25 protein-coding genes and 2 tRNA genes are annotated in these 20,805 nt (G+C 65.7%); 15 read left to right on the top strand and 12 right to left on the bottom strand.

Annotated elements, in window-relative coordinates; all coding sequences use genetic code 11:
- The first annotated feature begins 64 nt into the window (after positions 1 to 64).
- Positions 65 to 628: a lipocalin family protein gene (locus LIW09_RS06105; protein ID WP_256647056.1), complete on the top strand. Its 564-nt coding sequence runs from the start codon at positions 65 to 67 to the stop codon at positions 626 to 628.
- A 180-nt stretch (positions 629 to 808) separates the two neighbouring features.
- On the top strand, positions 809 to 1,531 hold the full coding sequence (gene folE, locus LIW09_RS06100; RefSeq protein ID WP_256647055.1) for a GTP cyclohydrolase I: 723 nt from the start codon (positions 809 to 811) through the stop codon (positions 1,529 to 1,531).
- Between the two features lie 62 nt (positions 1,532 to 1,593).
- On the opposite strand, the gene LIW09_RS06095 is transcribed toward folE, so the two are convergent.
- Both LIW09_RS06095 and LIW09_RS06090 read right to left on the bottom strand, forming a co-directional pair.
- Entirely contained in the window at positions 1,594 to 2,265 is a 672-nt protein-coding gene (locus tag LIW09_RS06095) for a ChrR family anti-sigma-E factor (RefSeq protein WP_256647054.1), read from the bottom strand.
- A complete protein-coding gene (locus LIW09_RS06090) occupies positions 2,262 to 2,891 on the bottom strand; it encodes a sigma-70 family RNA polymerase sigma factor (RefSeq protein WP_256647053.1) in 630 nt (209 codons plus the stop codon). The genes LIW09_RS06095 and LIW09_RS06090 overlap by 4 nt, the downstream gene beginning before the upstream one ends.
- Positions 2,892 to 3,079: 188 nt before the next feature.
- On the opposite strand from LIW09_RS06090, the gene LIW09_RS06085 reads away from it, so the two are divergent.
- Genes LIW09_RS06085 through LIW09_RS06050 form a run of 8 tightly spaced genes read left to right on the top strand, consistent with a single transcriptional unit; the run spans position 3,080 to position 10,275 of the window.
- On the top strand, positions 3,080 to 3,994 hold the full coding sequence (locus LIW09_RS06085; RefSeq protein ID WP_256647052.1) for an acyl-CoA desaturase: 915 nt from the start codon (positions 3,080 to 3,082) through the stop codon (positions 3,992 to 3,994).
- Between the two features lies 1 nt (position 3,995).
- Positions 3,996 to 5,282 (top strand): NAD(P)/FAD-dependent oxidoreductase, encoded by a 1,287-nt coding sequence (locus tag LIW09_RS06080; RefSeq protein ID WP_256647051.1) that lies wholly within the window; start codon positions 3,996 to 3,998, stop codon positions 5,280 to 5,282.
- The gene (locus tag LIW09_RS06075; protein WP_256647050.1) at positions 5,279 to 6,055 is read left to right on the top strand and encodes a DUF1365 domain-containing protein; all 777 of its coding nucleotides are present in this window, start codon (positions 5,279 to 5,281) and stop codon (positions 6,053 to 6,055) included. Before LIW09_RS06080 ends, LIW09_RS06075 begins: the two co-directional genes overlap by 4 nt.
- Positions 6,052 to 7,302 carry an SAM-dependent methyltransferase gene (locus LIW09_RS06070; RefSeq protein WP_256647049.1) on the top strand — a complete coding sequence of 417 codons (1,251 nt, stop codon included), beginning with the start codon at positions 6,052 to 6,054 and terminating at the stop codon, positions 7,300 to 7,302. The genes LIW09_RS06075 and LIW09_RS06070 overlap by 4 nt, the downstream gene beginning before the upstream one ends.
- Entirely contained in the window at positions 7,299 to 7,832 is a 534-nt protein-coding gene (locus tag LIW09_RS06065; RefSeq protein WP_256647048.1) for a DUF2878 domain-containing protein, read from the top strand. The genes LIW09_RS06070 and LIW09_RS06065 overlap by 4 nt, the downstream gene beginning before the upstream one ends.
- Entirely contained in the window at positions 7,829 to 8,629 is an 801-nt protein-coding gene (locus tag LIW09_RS06060; protein WP_256647047.1) for a DUF1295 domain-containing protein, read from the top strand. Before LIW09_RS06065 ends, LIW09_RS06060 begins: the two co-directional genes overlap by 4 nt.
- The gene (locus LIW09_RS06055; RefSeq protein WP_256647046.1) at positions 8,626 to 9,714 is read left to right on the top strand and encodes an SAM-dependent methyltransferase; all 1,089 of its coding nucleotides are present in this window, start codon (positions 8,626 to 8,628) and stop codon (positions 9,712 to 9,714) included. The genes LIW09_RS06060 and LIW09_RS06055 overlap by 4 nt, the downstream gene beginning before the upstream one ends.
- Positions 9,715 to 9,720: 6 nt before the next feature.
- A complete protein-coding gene (locus LIW09_RS06050) occupies positions 9,721 to 10,275 on the top strand; it encodes a lipocalin family protein (RefSeq protein ID WP_256647045.1) in 555 nt (184 codons plus the stop codon).
- Positions 10,276 to 10,281: 6 nt separating this feature from the next.
- On the opposite strand, the gene LIW09_RS06045 is transcribed toward LIW09_RS06050, so the two are convergent.
- The 3 genes from LIW09_RS06045 to LIW09_RS06035 form a co-directional block, all read right to left on the bottom strand.
- Entirely contained in the window at positions 10,282 to 10,647 is a 366-nt protein-coding gene (locus LIW09_RS06045; protein WP_256647044.1) for a DUF4124 domain-containing protein, read from the bottom strand.
- Positions 10,648 to 10,796: 149 nt separating this feature from the next.
- A complete protein-coding gene (gene cueR / locus LIW09_RS06040; RefSeq protein ID WP_256647043.1) occupies positions 10,797 to 11,273 on the bottom strand; it encodes a Cu(I)-responsive transcriptional regulator in 477 nt (158 codons plus the stop codon).
- Positions 11,274 to 11,286: 13 nt separating this feature from the next.
- Complete coding sequence (locus LIW09_RS06035) at positions 11,287 to 13,494, bottom strand: heavy metal translocating P-type ATPase (protein WP_275114562.1); 2,208 nt, start codon at positions 13,492 to 13,494, stop codon at positions 11,287 to 11,289.
- A 147-nt stretch (positions 13,495 to 13,641) separates the two neighbouring features.
- Between LIW09_RS06035 and LIW09_RS06030 the strand changes: the two genes are divergently transcribed.
- Positions 13,642 to 13,857, top strand: a complete 216-nt coding sequence (locus tag LIW09_RS06030; RefSeq protein WP_256647042.1) for a heavy-metal-associated domain-containing protein — start codon at positions 13,642 to 13,644, stop codon at positions 13,855 to 13,857.
- Positions 13,858 to 13,916: 59 nt separating this feature from the next.
- Here the strand turns inward: LIW09_RS06030 and fur are convergent, their stop codons facing one another.
- Complete coding sequence (gene fur, locus LIW09_RS06025) at positions 13,917 to 14,318, bottom strand: ferric iron uptake transcriptional regulator (RefSeq protein WP_275114565.1); 402 nt, start codon at positions 14,316 to 14,318, stop codon at positions 13,917 to 13,919.
- 128 nt (positions 14,319 to 14,446) lie between these two features.
- Between fur and LIW09_RS06020 the strand changes: the two genes are divergently transcribed.
- The gene (locus LIW09_RS06020) at positions 14,447 to 14,845 is read left to right on the top strand and encodes an outer membrane protein assembly factor BamE (protein ID WP_256647040.1); all 399 of its coding nucleotides are present in this window, start codon (positions 14,447 to 14,449) and stop codon (positions 14,843 to 14,845) included.
- Here LIW09_RS06020 and LIW09_RS06015 read toward each other — a convergent pair.
- Positions 14,842 to 15,105 (bottom strand): RnfH family protein, encoded by a 264-nt coding sequence (locus LIW09_RS06015; RefSeq protein ID WP_256647039.1) that lies wholly within the window; start codon positions 15,103 to 15,105, stop codon positions 14,842 to 14,844. The two genes, LIW09_RS06020 and LIW09_RS06015, sit on opposite strands and share 4 nt — an antisense overlap.
- The gene (locus tag LIW09_RS06010) at positions 15,105 to 15,536 is read right to left on the bottom strand and encodes a type II toxin-antitoxin system RatA family toxin (RefSeq protein ID WP_256647038.1); all 432 of its coding nucleotides are present in this window, start codon (positions 15,534 to 15,536) and stop codon (positions 15,105 to 15,107) included. The genes LIW09_RS06015 and LIW09_RS06010 overlap by 1 nt, the downstream gene beginning before the upstream one ends.
- Positions 15,537 to 15,595: 59 nt before the next feature.
- On the opposite strand from LIW09_RS06010, the gene smpB reads away from it, so the two are divergent.
- Complete coding sequence (gene smpB / locus LIW09_RS06005; protein WP_256647037.1) at positions 15,596 to 16,090, top strand: SsrA-binding protein SmpB; 495 nt, start codon at positions 15,596 to 15,598, stop codon at positions 16,088 to 16,090.
- A gap of 104 nt (positions 16,091 to 16,194) precedes the next feature.
- On the opposite strand, the gene LIW09_RS06000 is transcribed toward smpB, so the two are convergent.
- From LIW09_RS06000 to ppsR, 4 genes are all read right to left on the bottom strand, one after another.
- Positions 16,195 to 16,270, bottom strand: a tRNA-Glu gene (locus LIW09_RS06000).
- Positions 16,271 to 16,292: 22 nt separating this feature from the next.
- Positions 16,293 to 16,368: transfer RNA gene (locus LIW09_RS05995), tRNA-Ala, on the bottom strand.
- A 45-nt stretch (positions 16,369 to 16,413) separates the two neighbouring features.
- Positions 16,414 to 16,899, bottom strand: a complete 486-nt coding sequence (locus tag LIW09_RS05990) for a DUF1249 domain-containing protein (protein ID WP_256647036.1) — start codon at positions 16,897 to 16,899, stop codon at positions 16,414 to 16,416.
- 96 nt (positions 16,900 to 16,995) lie between these two features.
- Positions 16,996 to 17,817: a posphoenolpyruvate synthetase regulatory kinase/phosphorylase PpsR gene (ppsR, locus tag LIW09_RS05985; RefSeq protein ID WP_256647035.1), complete on the bottom strand. Its 822-nt coding sequence runs from the start codon at positions 17,815 to 17,817 to the stop codon at positions 16,996 to 16,998.
- A gap of 110 nt (positions 17,818 to 17,927) precedes the next feature.
- Here ppsR and ppsA point away from each other — a divergent pair, with 110 nt between their 5' ends.
- Both ppsA and LIW09_RS05975 read left to right on the top strand, forming a co-directional pair.
- A complete protein-coding gene (gene ppsA / locus LIW09_RS05980; RefSeq protein ID WP_256647159.1) occupies positions 17,928 to 20,297 on the top strand; it encodes a phosphoenolpyruvate synthase in 2,370 nt (789 codons plus the stop codon).
- Between the two features lie 87 nt (positions 20,298 to 20,384).
- On the top strand, positions 20,385 to 20,792 hold the full coding sequence (locus LIW09_RS05975; protein ID WP_256647034.1) for a hypothetical protein: 408 nt from the start codon (positions 20,385 to 20,387) through the stop codon (positions 20,790 to 20,792).
- Positions 20,793 to 20,805: the final 13 nt, after the last annotated feature.

Raw genomic sequence — 20,805 nt, 5'->3', positions numbered from 1 at the left:
CAGAATGGGTCACGCTGCGTAAGTTCAGGCAATCCCGCAACGTGTGCCTCCCATGCGCAGCCTCATGACATCCACCCGTTCGCTGGTACTGGCGGCACTGCTGTCTGGTTGCGCACAGGCCAATGCGCCCATTCGCCCGGTGGACTCGGTGGATCTCCCGCGCTTCATGGGGCGCTGGTATGTCATCGCCACCATCCCGACGCGCTTCGAGCGGGGCGGCCACAATGCAGTGGAAACCTACCGGCTTGATCGCAACGGCCATGTGTGCACCTGGTTCCGCCATCGCCCGGGCGGCTTCGATGTGCCAGTCAAGCTGATCCATTCCGATGCCACGGTGGTGCCGGGCACGCGCAATGCCGAGTGGAAGGTGCGCTTCTTCGGCGTGTTCAAGGCGCAGTACCTGGTGGGATGGTTGGCGCCGGATTACAGCCAGGTGATGGTCGTGCGCGATGCCCGCGATTATTTCTGGTACATGGCGCGCACCCCGACGGTGTCCGAGGACGACTATCAAGCGATGCTGGCGCGCGCGGCCAAGCTGGGTTACGACGCCAGCCGAATCGAACGGGTGCCGCAACGCTGGCCAGAGCACGACGCCGGCCGCGACACGTTCCACGGCGAGTGCAGGTAATGCCTCCCGGGCGGTGGCGCTTGCACGGGCTTGCGATTCAGCCAGTACCGGGACGACCCGCAGCGCATCCAATTCCCGGCAACCCGCGTAGATGAACCTGACAGGTTGCGCAACCTGCCCGTCGCGATCGGGTGGTACCGCTACCACACGCTGTTCCCTCCCCGCCTCCGAGGTCATGCCATGTCGCACCCACTGCGCGAACCTGCAACCATCCAGCGCCTTGCCACTTGCCCCGGCTCGCAGCGCGTGCGCGAGCGCCTGCGTTCGGCCGGGGCCCGCTTCCATGCCAACGACAACATCGCCGCATACCTGCAGGATGACGACCTGGCCGCCATCGAGCATGAGGTCGCTGCGAAGGCGCAGGAGATGCTGCGCGCGCTGGTCATCGATGTGGACAACGACCACAACACGCACGACACCGGCAAGCGCCTGGCGAAGATGTTCGTGCGCGAATTATTCGCGGGACGTTATCAGGCAGCACCCGCAGTCACCGAATTCCCCAATGCCGAGCGTTTGAACGAGCTGATGATCGTCGGCCCGATGCGCGTGCGCAGTGCCTGCTCGCACCACCTGTGCCCGATCATGGGCCGGGTCTGGGTTGGCGTGCTGCCCAATGCCGACTCCAACCTGATTGGCCTGTCCAAGTACGCACGGTTGATCGACTGGCTCATGAGCCGTCCGCAGATCCAGGAGGAAGCGGTCAGCCAGATCGCCAACCTGCTGGAAGAACGCCTCAAGCCGGACGGAATTGCGGTGGTGATGGAAGCCGACCACTACTGCATGCACTGGCGTGGCGTGAAGGACGACCAGTCGAAGATGCTCAATAGCGTGATGCGCGGGCGATTCCTGTCGGATGCTTCGCTGCGCAAGGAATTCCTGTCGTTACGCCATCGCGGCGACTGAGCCAACGCGATGCGCTCGTGATCGAGCCGGGCCAGGCAAACCTGGCGCCGGCTTCTCCGTGTTCAGAGCCCCACCATCGGTTGCAGCTTGCGCGCCAGCCAGCCCCGGAAGCGCAGGGGGCCATCGAGGGCCGCCACGCAAATGCAGGGCACGCCTGGCGAGGTGACCGGCTGGTGTTCCACGTCGGCATCCAGATCCGCAATGTCACCCGGCCCGAAGTGACCCAGGGCATCGTCGTAGGCCCCGCGCAGGATCTGGGTCAGCTCGCTGCCCTGGTGGCTGTGCACGGGCATGCTCTTGCCTGGCGCGATCTTCAGCAGGATCAACGTGTCGCCGCTGGTGCGGGCGGCGCGAATCATGTGCACGCCCGGCGCCATCCAGCGCCAGCGCAGGTCTTTCCAGGCCTTGCCGAAGTACGGCTGCAGCGGGCGTGGCAACTGATCCGCCGCGTGCTGCGTCGTTGGCTTCGGCGCGGCATCGCTGCTGGCCGGCAGCGGCGCCTGCATGCGCGCCAGCATGTCCTGACGCAACCGGCTGGCACTGCCGGAATCCTGAGTGGCCGGCTGTTGCTGTTGCAGTAGGGCACCGCCAACACGCTCGGCGTCGGCCAGCAAGCGACGGCAATGCGCGCACACGCCAAGATGGGTTGCCGCCACCGCAGCCAATTCCGGCGACAACGCGCCTGCGGCATGGCTGACCAGCGTGGCGGAATCCAGATGATGGATGGGCATCATGCGGCCCCCTGCACGCTGGATTGCAGGCGCTGGAAGGCGCGGCGAATGGATGACTTGACCGTGCCCAGCGGCATGCCCAGTTCATCGGCAATCTGCTGGTGCGATTTTGCTTCGAAATACGACATGCGAATCAACCTTGCCTGGATCGCGGGCAGTCGCTCGATCCGTTCGTTCAAATCTGCGTGGGCGGTGAAGCTTTCAGCCGACGAAAAATCCGGGCTGTCGGTTTCTTCCTCTTCCAGCTCCAGCGCCCCGTCCACCGGCATCCAGTTGCTCTCGCGGCGCAGGCGGTCGATGTGCAGGTTGCGGGCGATGCGGAACAGCCATGTGGCGACCGTGCTGCGCGCGGCGTCGTAACTGTCGGCGCGTTGCCAGAGACGGAACAGGGCCTCCTGCGACAACTCCTCCGCCACCGGCGCCGGCGCACCCAGCCCGCGCAGGTAGAGGCGCACGCGCGGCGCGAAATGATCGTAGATGCGCATGAAGCTGGCCTGGTCGCGTGCGTGCGACACCGCCCGCATTTGCGCGGCCCAATAGCCGGGGTCGCCGGGTTTGGTATCGCTGATCGACATGACTCTGGCCGCCTCGAAGGGCGACAGGGTTCCATGGGTGGGTTCAGGTCGCATGTTAGGGCAATCACCAGCGGTGCAGGGGGTGTCTGCCGGCTCTTACGTGGATTCGGGCGAAATGGATGCTGCGGGACATGGATCGCGCACTGCATCCGTTCGGCTCCCGGCCGCGTACTACCTGAAAACCGCACTGGATGCCCGCAATGCCCCGGAACTCGGCAATCGCTCCCCCCGCTTCCCGCGCCATGGGCCGCAGCCTGCGCCAATGGTTCGATACCGCGGCGGCCGCGCCTGCCCCGGACGGCGCGGATGGCAGCCGTATCGACTGGCTCCGCGCCGCGCCTTTCGTCCTGTTGCACCTGGGCTGTGCAGGCCTCCTTTGGGTCGGCGTGTCGCCGCTGGCGGTGCTGGTGGCTGGCCTGCTGTATGCCGTCAGGATGTTCGCCATCACCGGGTTCTATCACCGCTATTTCTCGCACAAGACGTTCCGTACATCGCGCGCCCTGCAATTCGCGTTCGCCGTGATCGGCGCGGCCAGCGTGCAGCGCGGCCCGCTGTGGTGGGCGGCCCATCATCGGCACCATCACCGCAACGCCGACTCGCCGCTCGACCTGCACTCGCCTGCCGTGCATGGCTTCTGGCAAAGCCATGTCGGCTGGTTCCTCACCCGTCGCGCGTTTGCCACCGACCTGGCACGCGTGCCCGATCTGGCACGCTATCCCGAACTGCGCTGGCTGGATCGATTTGACGTGGTGGTGCCGCTGGCGATGGCGGCAGGGCTGTATGCGCTGGGCGAATGGCTGCAATCGGCATGGCCAGGGTTGCGCACCAGTGGCGCGCAGTTGCTGGTGTGGGGGTTTTTCGTCTCCACCGTGGTGCTGTTCCACGCGACCGTGACCATCAATTCGCTGGCGCATCGGTTTGGCTCGCGTCGCTTCCAGACCAACGACAACAGCCGGAACAGCCTGTGGCTGGCCCTGCTCACCTTCGGCGAGGGCTGGCACAACAATCATCACTTCTATTCCAGCAGCGCCCGCCAGGGCTTCCGCTGGTGGGAAATCGACCTGACCTGGTACGGCCTGATGCTGCTGTCGATGCTTGGCCTGGTGCGCGACCTGAAGCCGGTTCCGGCGTGGGTGCTGGCGAAGGCGGAGCACTGACATGCGAATCGCTGTCGTCGGATCCGGCATCTCGGGCATGGCTGCCGCATGGCTGTTGTCGCGCCAGCACGAGGTGGTGCTGTTTGAAGCCAATGACTACATCGGCGGCCATACCCACACCCACAACGTCACCCTGCGCGGGCAGCGCCATGCGGTGGATACAGGTTTCATCGTCCACAACCCGGTGCACTATCCGCTGCTGACCCGCCTGTTTCACGAACATGGCGTGGCCAGCCAGCCCACCACCATGAGCTTTGCGGCGCACGACGCGCGCAGCGGGCTGGAATACAACGCCACCTCGCTGGACACGCTGTTCTGCCAGCGTCGGAACCTGGTTTCGCCGCGTTTCATCGGCATGGTCCGTGATCTGTTTCGCTTCTACCGGCAAGCCCCTTCCCTGCTGGAAGGCACGGCGCACGGTCCGTCGCTGGGGGAATGGCTGGCCGAGCATCGCTACGGCGATGCCTTTCGTGACCAGCATCTGGTGCCAATGGCGTCTGCGCTGTGGTCGTCTCCGCCAACCAGGATCCTGCAGTTTCCGGCACGCTATCTGGTGCAGTTCATGGCCAACCACCAGATGTTGCAGGTCAGCGGGCGGCCGCAATGGCGCGTGGTGCGCGGTGGATCGTCGGCGTATGTCGCGGCGCTGCGTGCGCGCTGGCGGGTGCAGGAGCGCGTGCGCTGTCCCGTCCACGCAGTGACGCGTTCGGCAGACGGCGTGACGGTCAGCAGTGCGACTGGGGTTGAGCGTTATGACGCCATCGTGATGGCTTGCCACAGCGACCAGGCGCTGGCCTTGCTGGCCGATGCCAGCGCGAACGAGCGCGACATCCTCGGCGCCATTGCCTACCAGGCCAATGACGTCGTCCTGCACACCGACGCCTCCCTGTTGCCGCGCAACCGCAAAGCGTGGGCGGCGTGGAATGCCTACATTCCCGAGGCGCCGGAGGCGCCCTGCACGGTCAGCTATTGCATGAACCTGTTGCAAGGGATGACATCGCCCGAACCCTTCGTCGTCACCCTAAACCGCAGCGATGCCATCGACCCGGCCAAGGTGTTGCGGACGATGCGCTACGACCATCCCGTTTATACCCGCGTTTCGGTGACGGCGCAGGGTCGCAAGGCGGAAATCCAGGGCGTCAATCGCACCTGGTTTGCCGGCGCGTACTGGGGCTGGGGCTTCCATGAAGACGGCATGCGCAGTGCGGTGGATGTCAGTGCGGCGCTGGGCGTTGCGTGGCCCGAGGCAGGTGCAGCACCGCTCGCCTCGCCGGGGTTCGGGTCATGAGCGGGCCGCCGCACAGCGCGGTGTACGAAGGCAGCGTGCGGCATCGGCGCATGCATCCGCGGGCGCATGCGTTTTCCTATCGCATGGCCCAGTTGTACCTGGACCTGGATGAGCTGGATGAAGTGTTCCGCGGGCGTTGGCTGTGGTCGGCGGATCGGCGCAACCTGGCGGAATTCCGGCGATCCGATTATCTGGACCCTGCGCAGCCTTCGCTGAAGGACGCCGTGAAGGATTGCGTTGAACGCGCCACCGGCAAGCGTCCCGCGGGGCCGGTGCGGTTGCTCACCCATCTCCGCTACGGCGGGCTCATCTTCAATCCGGTCAGCTTCTACTACTGCCATGCGGCCGACGGGCTCACCCTCGATTGCATCGTGGCTGAAATCACCAACACCCCGTGGCTGCATCGCCATGCCTACGTGCTGCCCTGCGATGGCGCATCGCGGCATGGCCGTGTACTGGGCTGGGAGTTCGACAAGACCTTCCATGTGTCGCCCTTCGTCGGCATGGATCGCCGTTACAACTGGCGCTTCAGCGCGCCCGGCGATGACCTGCTGGTGCACATGGATGTCCTGCGCGACGGGCGACGCGAGTTCGATGCCCATCTGCAACTGCAACGACGGCCTTTGAACGCGGCATCGCTGGCCCGCGTGCTGTATCGCTACCCGCTGATGACGGCGCAAGTCGTAGGTGCGATCTATTGGCAGGCGCTGCGCCTGTGGCTGAAGCGCACGCCGTTCCACCACCATCCTGAAATTTCCGGAGACCCGCCGTGAATGCGATCGTTCAATCCGACAATGCACCTGCGTTTGGCGCACTGGATCGATTCCTGCGCCAGCGACTGCTGGAGCGGCTGAGCGGGTTCGGCCACGGCCGCCTGCTGGTGCGCGATGGGCTGGGTGGCTTCGATGCCGGCGATACCGATGGCCCGCTGGTGGAGATCGAGGTGCTTGATCCGGCGTTCTACCGGGCGGTTGCCGCCAACGGCAGCGTGGGCGCTGGCGCGGCCTACATGGATGGGCTCTGGCGCTGCAATGACCTAGCCGGGCTGGTTCGCCTGCTGGTGCGTCATCGTGACCTGCTGGATGGCATGGAAACCGGCATGGCCCGGCTTGGCGGCTGGGCGATGCAAGCGCTGCACGCGCTGCGCCGCAATACGCGCATTGGCAGCCGGCGCAACATCGCCGCGCATTACGATCTTGGCAACGCGTTCTTCGATCTGTTCCTGTCACCGGACCTGATGTACTCCTCCGCCTATTGGCGGGGCGAGGACGACACGCTGGAAGCCGCCTCCACGCGCAAGCTGGATCTCATCTGCCGCAAGCTGGATCTCAAGCCCGCAGACAACGTGATTGAAATCGGCACCGGCTGGGGCGGCTTTGCGCTGCACGCGGCGCGTCACTACGGGTGCCACGTCACCACCACCACGATTTCGAAGGAACAATTCACGCTGGCCAGCGAGCGCGTTCACGCCGCCGGTCTGGCCGACCGCATCACCCTGCTGCAGTCCGACTATCGCGACCTGCAAGGACGCTACGACAAACTGGTGTCGATCGAGATGATCGAAGCCGTGGGGGCAAACTATCAGGACGCCTATTTCCGGCAGGTGGGCCACCTGCTGAAACCCGACGGGCTTGCGCTGCTGCAGGCCATCACCATTGAAGACCACCGCTACGAACAGGCGCTGAAGTCGGTTGATTTCATCAAGCGGCACGTCTTTCCAGGCTGCTTCATCCCATCTGTCAGCGCGATGCTGGATGCGAAAACCCGCAACAGCGACCTGGCGCTGGTGGCGATGGAAGACTTCGGCGATTCCTATGCACGCACGCTGCACGCCTGGCGTGAGCGCTTCCTCGCGCAGTTGCCCGCAGTGCGCGCACAAGGGTTCGACGAACGTTTCGTTCGGCTGTGGGAGTTCTATTTGGCCTACTGCGAAGGCGGTTTCCGCGAGCGCTCCATCGGCGTTTGCCATTTGCTGCTGGCCAAACCGGGCTGGCGCCAACCACGCGTGGCGGTCGCATGATTTTCTGGCTCACGTTGCTTGCCTATCAGGCCACCTGGTTTTCCGCCGTGATCGGGGCCGGCCACGGGCTGTGGTGGCCCGGCGTGCTGGCTGCCGCGCTGTTCTCGGCCTGGCGAGGGGTCATCTCGCCCAATCGCCGGCTTGAGCTGCGCCTGATCGTCACGGCGCTGGCCCTGGGCGTGGGGCTGGAAAACCTGTGGGTGGCGTCCGGCCTGCTGGACTACGCCGTTGCCTGGCCTTGGGCGGGTTCACCCGCGTGGATTCTGGCGCTGTGGTGGGCGTTCGCGCTCACCATCGTGCCGCTGTTTGGCTACTTGCGAAGTCGGCTTGGCCTGGCTGCCGTGATGGGCGCCATTGGTGGGCCACTGGCCTACCTCGGCGCTGCGCGCGGCTGGGATGTGGTGCGCTTTGCCGAACCCGCATGGACCAGCCTGCTCGCCCTTGGCGCTGGCTGGGCGTTGGCGATGCCGCTGCTGGTATGGCTGTCAGGCAGTGGCGCACATGGACACGCTTCGGGAGGACGTACATGAGCATCTGGATGCAATTGCTTGCGGTATGGCTGCTGGCTGCCGTGCTGATGACGCTGGGTTGGCGGTGGCAGCGCAAGCACGCCAACGCCGGCATCGTGGACGCGCTGTGGGCGCTGGGATTGGCGCTGGCGGCCGCGCTGCTGGCCATCACCGGAAACGGCGCGCCCTCGGCGCGGGCCGCGGTGGGTGTACTGGGAACGGCATGGGGCCTGCGTTTGGCACTGCATCTGTGGCGCCGCGTGCGCGGCGAGGAAGAAGACGGCCGTTACCGGGCACTGCGCGAGCGCTGGCAGGGAAACCAGGCAAGATTCTTCGGCTTCTTCCAATTCCAGGCGCTGCTGGTGGTGCTGTTCTCGCTGCCGTTCCTCGCCGTTGCCTCACACCCGTCACCATCGGCCATCGCCCTGCTGGTGGCCGCAGCGATGTGGAGCATCTGCGTCGCGGGTGAATCCCTTGCCGATGCACAGCTGGCCCGTTTCCGCGGCAACCCGTCCCATCGCGGCAAGACCTGTCGCAGCGGGCTTTGGCGGTATTCGCGCCACCCCAACTACTTCTTCGAATGGTTGCACTGGTTCAGTTATGCCGTGGCGGCAATGGGCGCGCCGCTGGCATGGCTGGCGTGGTCCGGGCCGGTGGTGATGTACCTGTTCCTGCGCTACATCAGCGGTATCCCGTTCACGGAACAACAGGCCCTGCGCACGCGCGGCGACGACTACCGCGACTACCAGCGCGACACGCCGATGTTGTTCCCGTGGTTCCCCCGCACATCTTCCCGACAGACAAGGACGACCCCATGACGACCGCCACGCTGGATACCGCTGAACTTGCGCGCGACGTTCCCGCAAGCGGCCTGCTTGGGTTGGCCGAACGCGGCTGGCTGCCCGATGCGCTGGTGCGCATTGGCATCCGCCGGCTGTGCGCGCAGCGCCTGCAAGACGAACTTGGCGATGGCGCGGAATCGCAATCAGCGCGCCAGTCCGAGCGACTCGCGCTGCTTCGGCACAGCCCGCTGGCGATCGAAACGGAGGCCGCCAATGCGCAGCACTATGAACTTCCGCCGGCTTTTTTCAGCCAATGCCTGGGGCCGCGCCTGAAATACTCCTCTTGCTACTACCCGACCGGCAGAGAAACGCTGGCCGAGGCCGAGGAAGCGATGCTCGCCCTGTACTGCCAGCGCGCCGGCCTGGTCGACGGGCAGCACATCCTGGAATTGGGCTGTGGCTGGGGATCGTTGACGCTGTGGATGGCCGAGCACTTCCCGAATGCCAGGATCACCGCCATTTCCAACTCGCACGGGCAGCGCGGCCACATCGAAGCGCAATGCCAGGCGCGCGGGCTGGCCAACGTGCAGGTGCTGACCCGTGACGTGAATGCATTGACCCTGCCGGCGGAGGCGTTTGATCGCTGCGTGTCGGTGGAGATGTTCGAGCACATGCGCAATTACGACAGTCTGCTCAAGCGCATCGGCGGCTGGCTGAAGCCGGGCGGGAAACTGTTCGTGCACATCTTCGCCCACCGCACCCTGCTCTATCCGTTCGAAACGGAAGGTTCGGACAACTGGATGGGCCGGCATTTCTTCACCGGCGGCTTGATGCCTGCAGCAGACACCCTCCTGCATTTCCAGGACGCGCTGGCGATCGAACAGCGCTGGCTGCTGGATGGCACCCACTACATGCGCACCGCCAATCAGTGGCTGCAGCATCAGGACGCCCACCGGGACACGGTGTTGCCGATCCTGCGCGACGCCTATGGCGATGCCGCCGAACTGTGGTTCCAGCGCTGGCGCATGTTCTGGATGGCATGCGCGGAGCTGTTTGGCTACGCCAATGGCCGGGAATGGCTGGTGGCGCACTACCTGTTCGAGCGCCGCAGAGAACGGTGACCGATGATGGGCCGGCATTCGCGCGGACGCCTGATCTGGGTGGTCATGTTGCTGCTGCTCGCCGGCCCCGGGTCGGCCAACCTGCCGCCGATACGCCCGGTACAGCACGTTGACCTCACCCGCTTCATGGGGACGTGGTATCTGGTCGCCAGCATCCCCACCCCCTTCGAGCGCGATGCGTGGAATGCAGTGGAGACCTATGCACTGCAGGCGGATGGAAGCATCCGGACGACGCTCAGCTTCAATCACGGCGGCGCGGACGGCCCGCGCAAGCGCATCGAAGCCCCGGCGTACGTGCGCCCCGGGACGGGCAATGCGGTCTGGGATGTCCGTGTCTTCGGCCCGATCCGGGCGCAATACGTGGTGGCTGGCTTGCGCGACGACTACAGCCTGATGGTGGTGGCTCGCGATGCCCGCGATTACGCGTGGGTGTTCGCACGCAGTCCGTCGATAGCGGAGGCCGACCTGGAGCGTTCACGCACCCAGCTCCGCAACTGGGGATATGACCTGTCGACATGGCGGCAAGTGCCGCACGTCATTCAGCAGGCCTCCCTGCGCTGAGCGGATTCAGAAGCCCCGGCAGGCCGCCCTGACCGGCTCGTCCAGATGACTGAGTTGCGCAAACGTCCGGGTCAGGCCCAGCCGCTGCAGGGCAGCCTCGCGCCTGTTCTTCTCGATGCGACAGCGGTCGCTGGCGGCGAGCATGCGGCGGGGATGCGTGCCGCGCAGGCGGGTGCCATGCGCTTGCCCGTAGGCTGGCGCTCGCCTCGGTATTGCACGGGAGGGCGCGGGCTGGGCCGCCTCGGGCTGGAACTCCAGTACGCGATCCAGGCGCTGGCCAGCCGCGCACGGCCGCGACTGGTAGCTGACTGACCCCTGTTGCCCAACGCACCGATACAACTGCTCGGCGTGTCCCGGCAAGGCGAATGACATCAGTACACCCAGCAAGGCCAACCGTCTGCACATGGCATCGTCCCGTCACGGAAGCTGCGTGCAGTCTGGAATGCGGGCCCATCCGAGGCAGCCAGCCGACGCCGCGCGCATCGGTAGGAAAACCCCGTGTCATGCATCACGCCAGCGCGTCAATGGCCGGCGTCGCACCGAGCCGTGGAGGCCTGCGTGCTGGCCAGGTCTTCCAGGATCGGGCACGTGGGCCGGTCGTCGCCGTGGCATTGCTGCGCCAGCGCCTCCAGCGCACGCTGCATGGCCAGCAAGTCATGGATTTTCCGTGCCAGCTCGGCGGCATGCTCCTGCGCAAGCTGCTTGACCTCGGCGCTGGCCCGATGCGGGTCATCCCACAGGGCCAGCAACATGCGAACGCGTTCCATCGAAAAGCCCAACGCGCGGGCCCGGCGGATAAAGCGCAGCCGGTGCAGGTCGCCGTCGGAATACAGACGGTAGTTGGCAAGGGTGCGTCCGCTGGGCCGTGCCAAGCCAATGCTTTCGTAGTGGCGAATCATCTTGGCCGACACCCCGGTCAAGCCGGCGGCCTGGCCGATGTTGTGCAGCCCCTGCCCCAATGCATCGGCCAGCTCGGGTCGTGCCTGCTTCACGCGCATGTCGATCTCCCCATCAGTCGCGCGCCTGCGGCGCCCAGCGCCGCAGCAACAGCGCATTGGTGACGACGCTGACGCTGGAGGCCGCCATCGCCGCGCCCGCCCAGACCGGATCCAGCGCACCGGAGGCTGCCAGCGGGATGCCCACGATGTTGTAGATGAACGCCCAGAACAGGTTCTGGTGGATCTTGCGCACGGTGCGGCGGGAGATGTCGATGGCATCCGCCACCAGTCGCGGGTCCGGGCGCATCAGGGTGATGCCGGCCGCGTGCATGGCCACGTCGGTGCCGCTACCCATGGCGAACCCCACCGTGGCCGCCGCCAGCGCAGGTGCGTCGTTGAGGCCATCGCCCACCATGCTCACCGGGCCCTGTGCCGACAGTTCACGAATGATGCGGACCTTGTCGGCCGGCAGCAGCTCGGCGCGCACTTCGTCTGGCATCAGCCCCACCTGCGCGGCGATGGCCTGCGCGGCCGCGCGGTTATCGCCCGACAGCATCAGCGGATGGACCTGCATCGCGCGCAACGCGGCAATAGCCTGCGTGGACTGCTCGCGCGGCGCATCGCCAAACGCCAGCAGGCCCAGCAGATGCCAGCCGGCGTCGGCTTGCACCGCCAGCCACGACTGCGTGAGGCCGGCGTTGGCGGCTGCGTCTGCCAGCGAACGCGCAGGGCTCAGGTCGATGCCGAGTTCCTGCATCCAGCGCGCATGCCCCAGCACCAGGCGGCGGCGGTGCTGCACGCCCTCGATGCCGCGCCCGGCCACCGCAGTGATGTCGGTGACGGCGGCAGCGGACGCATGTCGCTCGCGTGCGGCAGCCATGACCGCTTTCGCCAACGGATGCTCGCTGCCCGCCTGCAAACCCGCAGCCGCGGCCAGCAGTCCGGCATCGTCACCGTCGATCGCGTGCAGGCCAATCAGCGTGGGCCTGCCTTCGGTCAAGGTGCCGGTTTTGTCGAATGCGATCGTGCGCAGTTGCCGGGTGGTCTCAAGTGCTTCCACATCCTTGACCAGGATGCCGGCACGCGCGGCCACGCCGGTGCCGGCCATGACCGCCGCAGGCGTGGCCAGCCCCAGCGCGCAGGGACAGGCAATGACCAGCACGGCGACCGCGTTCAACAGCGCCCGTGCCCAGTCGCCACCGGCGATGCCCCAGCCCAGCAGCGTCAGGACGGCGATGCCCAGCACCACCGGCACGAATACGGCGCTGACCTTGTCCACGATGCGCTGGATCGGTGCTTTCTTCGCTTGCGCGTCTTCCACCAGGCGCACGATATGCGCCAACACCGACTCCGCGCCCACAGCAGTGGTGCGGATGCGCAGCCACCCTTCGCCGTTCACCGCGCCGCCGGTGACACGATCCCCCGGCGCTTTCGGCACTGGCAGGGATTCGCCGCTGAGCAGCGACTCATCGCTGTGGCTGCGGCCTTCCAGTACCTGCCCATCGACCGGAATGCGCTCGCCGGGGCGCACCACCACCTCATCGTTGATGGCGACCCGGGCGATGGGGACATCGACTTCCTGCGCGCCGCGCACTACGCGCGCAGTCGCCGGACGCAGCGCCTGCAATGCGCGGATGGCGCCGGTGGCCTGCCGCTTGGCGCGCGCCTCCAGCCATTTGCCAAGCAGGATCAACGTGATGACGACCGCCGATGATTCGAAATACAGTGGCATCTCGCCGCGCATGCCTGCCGCCGCAAGCAGATTGAACATGCTCAGGCCATAGGCGGCACTGGTGCCCAGCGCGACCAGTTGGTCCATGTTGCCGCTGCGCGCACGCAGCGCGCTGAATCCGGCGCGATAGAAACGTGCGCCCAGCCAGAACTGCACCGGCGTGGCCAGCAGCCATTGCACCCAGCCCGGCAGCATCCAGTGCACGCCCGCCGGCAGCAGCAGCATCGGCGCGATCAGCGGCAGCGAAAGCAGGGCCGCCAACAGCAGGTGACGGGTTTCACGGGTCATGCTGACCTGCCCAGGCTGCGCGTCGGCCTGCGCCGGCTCGTCATCCTGCAGGCGGGCGTGATATCCGGCATGTTCCACCGCTGCGATCAAGCGCGCAGCCGGTACGCTGGCCGAGGCCGTCACCTGCGCGGTCTCGGTGGCCAGGTTGACCTCGGCTTCACGCACGCCTTCGACCTTGCGCAACGCTTTTTCCACACGGCCGGCGCAGGACGCGCAGGTCATGCCGGTGATGGCAAGCCGAAACGTAGTGTCAGATCGCATGGAAACCTCCCAGTACGGCGCCGGGGAATGGCCCCATCATCAACCTTCCCCGGGCTGGAAGGTCAAGCGGCGGCACGCATGCTTGACCTTGCCCCCATGGCAAGCGCGACACTTCCCGCTGTTCACTCCCCCTCCGAGGTCGCCATCATGCTGTTCAAGGTCGAAAACATGAGTTGCCAGCACTGCGTGAACACCGTGACGCGCGCCCTGCAGGCACTTGATCCGGACGCCGGCATCGTGGTGGATCTGGGCAGTGGCCAAGTGCGGGCCAGCGGCAGCTTCACTGCCGATGCGGCCCTTTCGGCGTTGGCCGATGAAGACTATCCGGCGCAATTGATCGCCGACGACACGGCCGCCACCTGATCCAGCCGACCGTTGCGCAGCACGGCGAGCAATGGGTCGCTCCAGGCGGGAGGCGCGCTTCAGCGCTTCTTTCGAACGTACAGCACCAGCGCGTGGTCTTCGATCTGGTAACCGTGTTCGGCCGCGATCTTGAACTGCAGTTGCTCGATTTCATCGCTGTGGAACTCGATCACCTTGCCGGACTCCACATCCACCATGTGGTCGTGGTGTTCGCCCCGGTCCAGCTCGTAAACCGCCGTGCCACCTTCGAAGTTGTGCTTGAGCACCAGCCCGGCCGACTCGAATTGGGTCAGCACGCGGTAAATCGTCGCCAGGCCGATGTCTTCGCTCTCGGCCAGCAGCTGGCGATAAATGTCTTCGGCGGTCATGTGCCGTGGCTTGGCATGCTCCAGGAGCTCCAGGATCCGCAGCCTCGGCTGGGTGACTTTGAGGCCGACCTTGCGAAGATCCTTTGTCATCAGCGTTTCTCCGAATGCTCCAGCGCGCCATGCAACGTCGGGTGAACGCCCCGACCGTGCGAACGCGAGGGGGGCGACGCGACTGCATGGAAGTGTATCATCGGCACTTCCGCCACTGCCCCATGCCACCGATGCGCAAACTGCTCCCACTCCTTCTTGCAACCCTGCTGGTGAGCGGTTGTGGCCTGCTTTACAGGCAGCCGATCTTCCAGGGCAACCTGCTGGAAAAAACAGCGGTGGATCAGTTGCAGGCCGGGATGGACCAGCGCCAGGTCATGATGTTGCTGGGCACGCCGTCCGTTCAAGATCCCTTCCACCATGATCGCTGGGATTATGTCGCCAGCCAGCGCATTGGCCGCCACGGCGCGCCGACGGTCAAGACGATGACCGTGTGGTTCGAAAACGGGCAGCTCTCGCGCTGGGAAGGCGAGTATTTCCCCGAGCAGGATTCCGAGCTTGCGAAAAATTCGGTGCGCTACTTCGGCCCGAACCTGTCCAAGGACAAGGACAAGAAAAAGGGTCGCGGCTAACGGCCCGACCCGCGCCTGGCGCGCTGGCGGCGCGCCTGCTTCGGATCCATGCGCAGCGGGCGCAGCAGTTCAACGCGGTCGCCGTCGTGCAGTTCGGCGTCGATCCCGACGCAGCTGCCGAACACCGCCAGCGCCACGAAGCCATCCTCCAGCCGCCAACCGGCGGCGGCCAGCGCATCGCCAACGCAGGCAGCCTGCGCCAGTTCAACCTCGACGCTCTCGCAGCGTTTCGGCCATGCCCGCAGCAGCTGAACGCGCATCACGTGGCTTCCTTGTCCGCCTCGCGCACGAAGTCGTCCACCATGCGGTCGGCCAAGCCCTGCATGCCCAGCAGCATCGCTGGCCCCAATAGCCGGTTTTGTGGCTCGAAGTCGAGCTTCAGCGTCACCTTGCAGGCCGCCTCGTCCAGCGCATGGAATTCCCAGCGCCCTTGCAGATGGCGGAACGGCCCATCGCGCAGCAGCATGTCGATGTGATGCGGCGGCGCCAGCAGGTTCTCGGTGGTAAACCAGATGTAGAAGCCGCCAACGCCAAGGTCCAGCCGCGCCAGCAGGCGCGCATCCTCCTGTTCCAGCACCTGCGCCTCCCGGCACCAGTCGAAACGCCGCGGATAGGCGGCCACGTCATTGACCAGCGCAAACATGCGCGCGGTGGAATGTTCGACCAGGGCACTGCGCAAAATGACGGGCATCAGGGGTTCCGTGCGAGCCAACCACCCCGAAGTTCGGCCGGATCGGCGAGAATATCGGAATGAACAAGAAGACTGGCAAGGATAAGCCAAACAACAGCGGCACCATCGCGCTGAATAAGCGCGCGCGCCACGAATACCACTTCGAGGACAAGCTCGAGGCGGGGTTGTCGCTGCAAGGCTGGGAACTGAAGGCGATCCGCGCCGGCCGCGCCAACATCGTCGATGCGTATGCCGTGGTGTTGCAGGGGGAGTTGTTCCTGATCGGCGCGCAGATCACGCCGTTGATCCAGGCATCGACGCATGTGGTGGCCAATGACCGCCGCACGCGCAAGCTGCTGCTGCACCGGCACGAGATCGATGTGTTGATCGGCCGCATCCAGCGCGACGGCTACACGCTGATCCCCACCGCGCTGTACTGGAAAGGCAACAAGGTCAAGGCCGAGTTGGCGCTGGCGAAGGGCAAGCAGTCCCACGACAAGCGCGAGGCCAGCAAGGAGCGCGACTGGAACCGCGAGAAGCAGCGCGTGCTGCGCCGGCACAACAAGGACGCCTGAGCCAGCGCGCGCGGCGGTTCCGCGAACGCCGGGTTGCGCAAACGAAAACGGCCACCCGAAGGTGACCGTTTGCGCAACTGCTGCGACGTTGACCGATTCCGAGATGGCGTCCCCACGGGGATTCGAACCCCGGTCGCTACCGTGAAAGGGTAATGTCCTAGGCCTCTAGACGATGGGGACAGAACCGGAAACGTTTTGAAAATGGTGGAGCCAGGCGGGATCGAACCGCCGACCTCCTGCATGCCATGCAGGCGCTCTCCCAGCTGAGCTATGGCCCCACGGGGCTGGAAAGACGCGCATTCTGGGGTGGAAATCGGGATCCGTCAAGCACCAATTCCAACTTTCTCGCCATCCTTGCGCAAGGTCGCCACGCCGTGGCCCTGCTCGGCAAGGTATTGCAGCCATTTGCCGAGGAACGTGTTCATCCGCAAACGATGATCGAGGATGCGGCTCGGGGGCGGATACATGCCGATCACGTCCTGCCAGCGCCGTCCCATGTAGCAATGCGTGGCTTCGACCTGGCGCGCATCCCGGTACAGCCGCAGGCTGGCGGATGGGTCGGCCAGACCCGTTTGCGGATCGATCATTCCATAGCTCATGCGCAGCTCGGTGGTGTAGGCGTGCTGCTCGATCACGATGAGGTTGACGTCCAGCCCATCGCCAATCGACGAGGCATAGGTGCCGCAGCCCAGATCCGCGACTTCGAACAGCCGCTGCAAGCGGGCGTGGTTCTCCGCATACAGCCCCATCAGCCAGCCGAAGCGGCTGAGCACGGGGCGCTGGACACGGCGGGCAAGGACAAGGCTCATGGTTCGATCCTACACGCGCGCCGAAGGCTGCGGCAGGATTGACGGATTGCGGATCGAGGCCTAGGTTCGAGTGGATGGCCGCAGGCGCATTGCGCTTCAATACATCTCGCGGCTGATGCCCAGATGGCCCATGACCCGGCTGGCGATTTCCTCGATGGACGCGTGCGTGGTGCTGAGCAATTCCACGCCCTCGCGACGCAACATCGACTCGGCCTGCGCCACCTCGCGACGACACGTGTCCAGTTGCGCGTAGCGCGAATTGGGGCGCCGCTCCTGGCGGATCTGGTGCAGCCGCACCGGGTCGATGGTCAGCCCGAACAGCTTGTTGCGGTACTGGCGCAGAAGCGCGGGCAGGCGTTCGCTTTCCAGATCCTCTGGCGTCAACGGGTAGTTGGCAGCACGCACGCCGTGGTGCAGTGCCAGGTAGACGCAGGTGGGCGTCTTGCCGGCGCGCGACACCGCCACCAGGATCAAGTCGGCCTCGGAATAATCCGGCTTCACGCCGTCATCGTGGGCCAACGCGTAGTTCATCGCATTGATGCGCCGGTGATAGCTGTCGAAATCGACGATGCCGTGCGCGCGCCCGATATGCGCGTTCCGCGCCTGGCCAAGCTCGGCCTCCAGCGGTGCGATGAACGGGGCAAATACGTCCAGCATCAGCGCCCCGCTTTCCGCAAGGATATGGTTCAGTTCGGCATCCACGCAGGAATTCACCACCACCGGGCGCACGCCGGCGGCCTCACCCGCCGCGCGCACGCGCAGGGAAGCCTCGCGCGCTTTTTCCGGCGAGTCCACGAACGGCAGGCGGTCGGTGGTGAATTGCAGGCCTGCAAACTGCGTCAACAGGCTGTGACCAATGGTTTCGGCGGTAATGCCGGTGCCATCGGAGACATAGAACACGGGACGAACGGCATCCATGGACATTCCTTGTGAGTGCTCGGGGTAAAATAACCGGATTACCGCCTGCACGTCCCCCGCGCGCCAGCGCCGCACACGCCCCCACGGAGCCCGCCTTGACCAGCCCCGCTTTGACCAGCAACGTCCTTTGGCTGCACGACCTGCGCCTGTCCGATCTCGCCCAGGTGGGCGGCAAGAACTCTTCGCTGGGCGAGATGATCGGCCAGCTGTCAGGTCTCGGCGTCTCGGTGCCGGGCGGCTTCGCCACCACCGCCGACGCGTTCAAGGCATTCATCGCCCATAACGACCTGCATGCGCGCATTTACGATCGCTTGGCCGCCATCGACGTCGAGAATGTCCCGGCGCTGACCGCTGCCGGTGCGGAGATCCGTGGCTGGGTCATCGACGCCCCGCTGCAGCCGGAACTGGACCAGGACATCCGCAGCGCCTACGCGAAGCTGTGCGCCGACAGCGGTGCGCAAGACATCGCGGTGGCGGTGCGCTCTTCGGCCACGGCGGAAGATTTGCCCGATGCCAGCTTCGCCGGCCAGCAGGAAACCTTCCTCAACGTGACCGGCGCCGACGACGTGGTGCGCAAGGTCAAGGAAGTCTTCGCCAGCCTGTACAACGACCGCGCCATTGCCTATCGCGTGCACCACGGGTTCAAGCACGAGGATGTGTTCCTCTCCGCGGGCATCCAGCTGATGGTGCGCTCCGACATCGGCGCGTCCGGCGTGCTGTTCACCCTGGATACCGAATCCGGTTTCCGCGACGTGGTCTTCGTCACCTCCAGTTATGGCCTGGGCGAGATGGTCGTGCAAGGCGCGGTGAACCCCGACGAGTTCTACGTGTACAAGCCCACGCTCAAGCAGGGCTTGCCCGCCATCCTGCGCCGCAGCCTCGGCAGCAAGCAGCTGCGCATGGTGTATTCCGACGCGCCGGGCGAACGCGTGCGCACCGAGGACACGCCGGCCGCACTGCGCGGCAAGTTCTCGGTCACCGATGCGGACGTCGAGGAATTGTCGAAGCAGGCGCTGGTGATCGAACAGCATTACGGCCGCCCGATGGACATCGAATGGGGCAAGGACGGCCACACCGGCAAGCTCTACATCCTGCAGGCGCGCCCGGAGACGGTGAAGTCGCGCGCACACGCCACCCAGATCGAACGCTACACCCTGCAGCAACGTGGCGAGGTGCTGTCCGAAGGCCGCGCCATCGGCAGCAGGATCGGCAGCGGCACCGCGCGCGTGGTGCGCTCTTTGGACGACATGAACCGGGTGCAGCCCGGCGACGTGCTGATCGCCGACATGACCGACCCCGATTGGGAGCCGGTGATGAAACGCTCCGCCGCCATCGTCACCAATCGCGGTGGCCGCACCTGCCACGCGGCGATCATCGCCCGCGAGCTGGGCGTGCCCGCCGTGGTCGGCACCGGCGACGCGCTGGACCGGATCAACGACGGCGATGCCGTCACCGTCAGCTGCGCCGAGGGCGACACCGGCTACATCTATGCCGGCGCTCTGCCCTTCGAGCGCACCACCACCGATCTCGGCAACATGCCGCCGGCGCCGCTCAAGATCATGATGAACGTGGCCAACCCGGACCGCGCCTTCGACTTCGGCATGCTGCCCAATGCCGGCATTGGCCTGGCGCGCCTGGAAATGATCATCGCCAGCCACATTGGCGTGCATCCCCGGGCGCTGCTGGAATACGCCTCGCAGGATGCGGCGACCAAGGCGAAGATCGACGCGCGCACCGCCGGCTATGCCTCGCCGGTGGAGTTCTACATCGAGCGACTGAAGGAAGGCATCGCCACCATCACCGCATCGGTGGCGCCGAATCCGGTGATCGTGCGGCTGTCGGATTTCAAGTCCAATGAATATGCCAACCTGATCGGCGGCGCACGTTACGAGCCGCACGAAGAAAACCCGATGATCGGCTTCCGCGGCGCGTCGCGTTACATCGACGCATCGTTCAAGGACGCCTTCGCGCTGGAATGCAAAGCGGTCAAGCGCGTGCGCGAGGACATGGGGTTGACCAACCTGTGGGTGATGATCCCGTTCGTGCGCACCGTGGACGAAGGCCGCAAGGTGCTTGAGGTGCTGGCCGAAAACGGCCTGAAGCAGGGCGACGGCGGGTTGAAGATCATCATGATGTGCGAGGTGCCATCGAACGCGCTGCTGGCGGACGAATTCCTCGAACTGTTCGACGGTTTCTCGATCGGCTCCAACGACATGACCCAGCTCACCCTCGGCCTGGATCGCGATTCGGCGATCGTGGCCGGGCTGTTCGACGAGCGCAATCCGGCGGTCAAGAAGCTGCTGTCGATGGCCATTCAGGCGGCCCGCGCCAGGGGAAAATACATCGGCATCTGCGGACAAGGCCCCAGCGACCATCCGGACCTTGCGCTGTGGCTGATGGAACAGGGGATCGAATCGGTATCGCTGAACCCGGACACCGTGGTGGATACCTGGCTGGCACTGGCAAACGCCAAGGCCTGAAGGCTTCCTGCTTGACCTTCCCCCAACGGGAAGGTCAACACTGGCGACGCGCTGCCCTCGCCCCTGTTCCCGGTTATCCTCCGTCCCATGAAACCGCTCCGCCACAGACTGCGCCTGCGCATCACCCTCGTGATGATGCTGGCGCTGCTGTGGTCGCAGACGGCGCTGGCTTGGCACGTCGCATGCGCAATGACGTCGCCATTGCTGCCCGTCGCTGCGCAACCCATGCAAATGGGCGGGCACACCGCGCACTGCCACGAGACCCCGGCCCCGGCCAGCAACAACCAGAGCATGTGCGCGGCGCATTGCGATCAGGCTGTCCCCAGCCCCGACACGGCGCGCATTCCGGCACTGCCGGCGTTGCCGGCACTGGTGCCGCCTCCGGTCATCGCCTGGGTGTCGCCCGCGCAGGCGACATTGCGGCGCGTGGACTCCCCGCCTGCCATCCCATGGCACCGCCCAACCGCGCATCCTGCGGCACTGCTGCTGATTTGATCCCTGACCCCCG

Origin of the sequence: Thermomonas paludicola (genome assembly GCF_024498955.1) — a bacterium.
In the GTDB taxonomy this organism is placed as follows: Bacteria; Pseudomonadota; Gammaproteobacteria; order Xanthomonadales; family Xanthomonadaceae; genus Thermomonas; species Thermomonas paludicola.
Note: the sequence above shows the minus strand (reverse complement) of the source record. Positions and strands in the feature narration are given on the sequence as shown.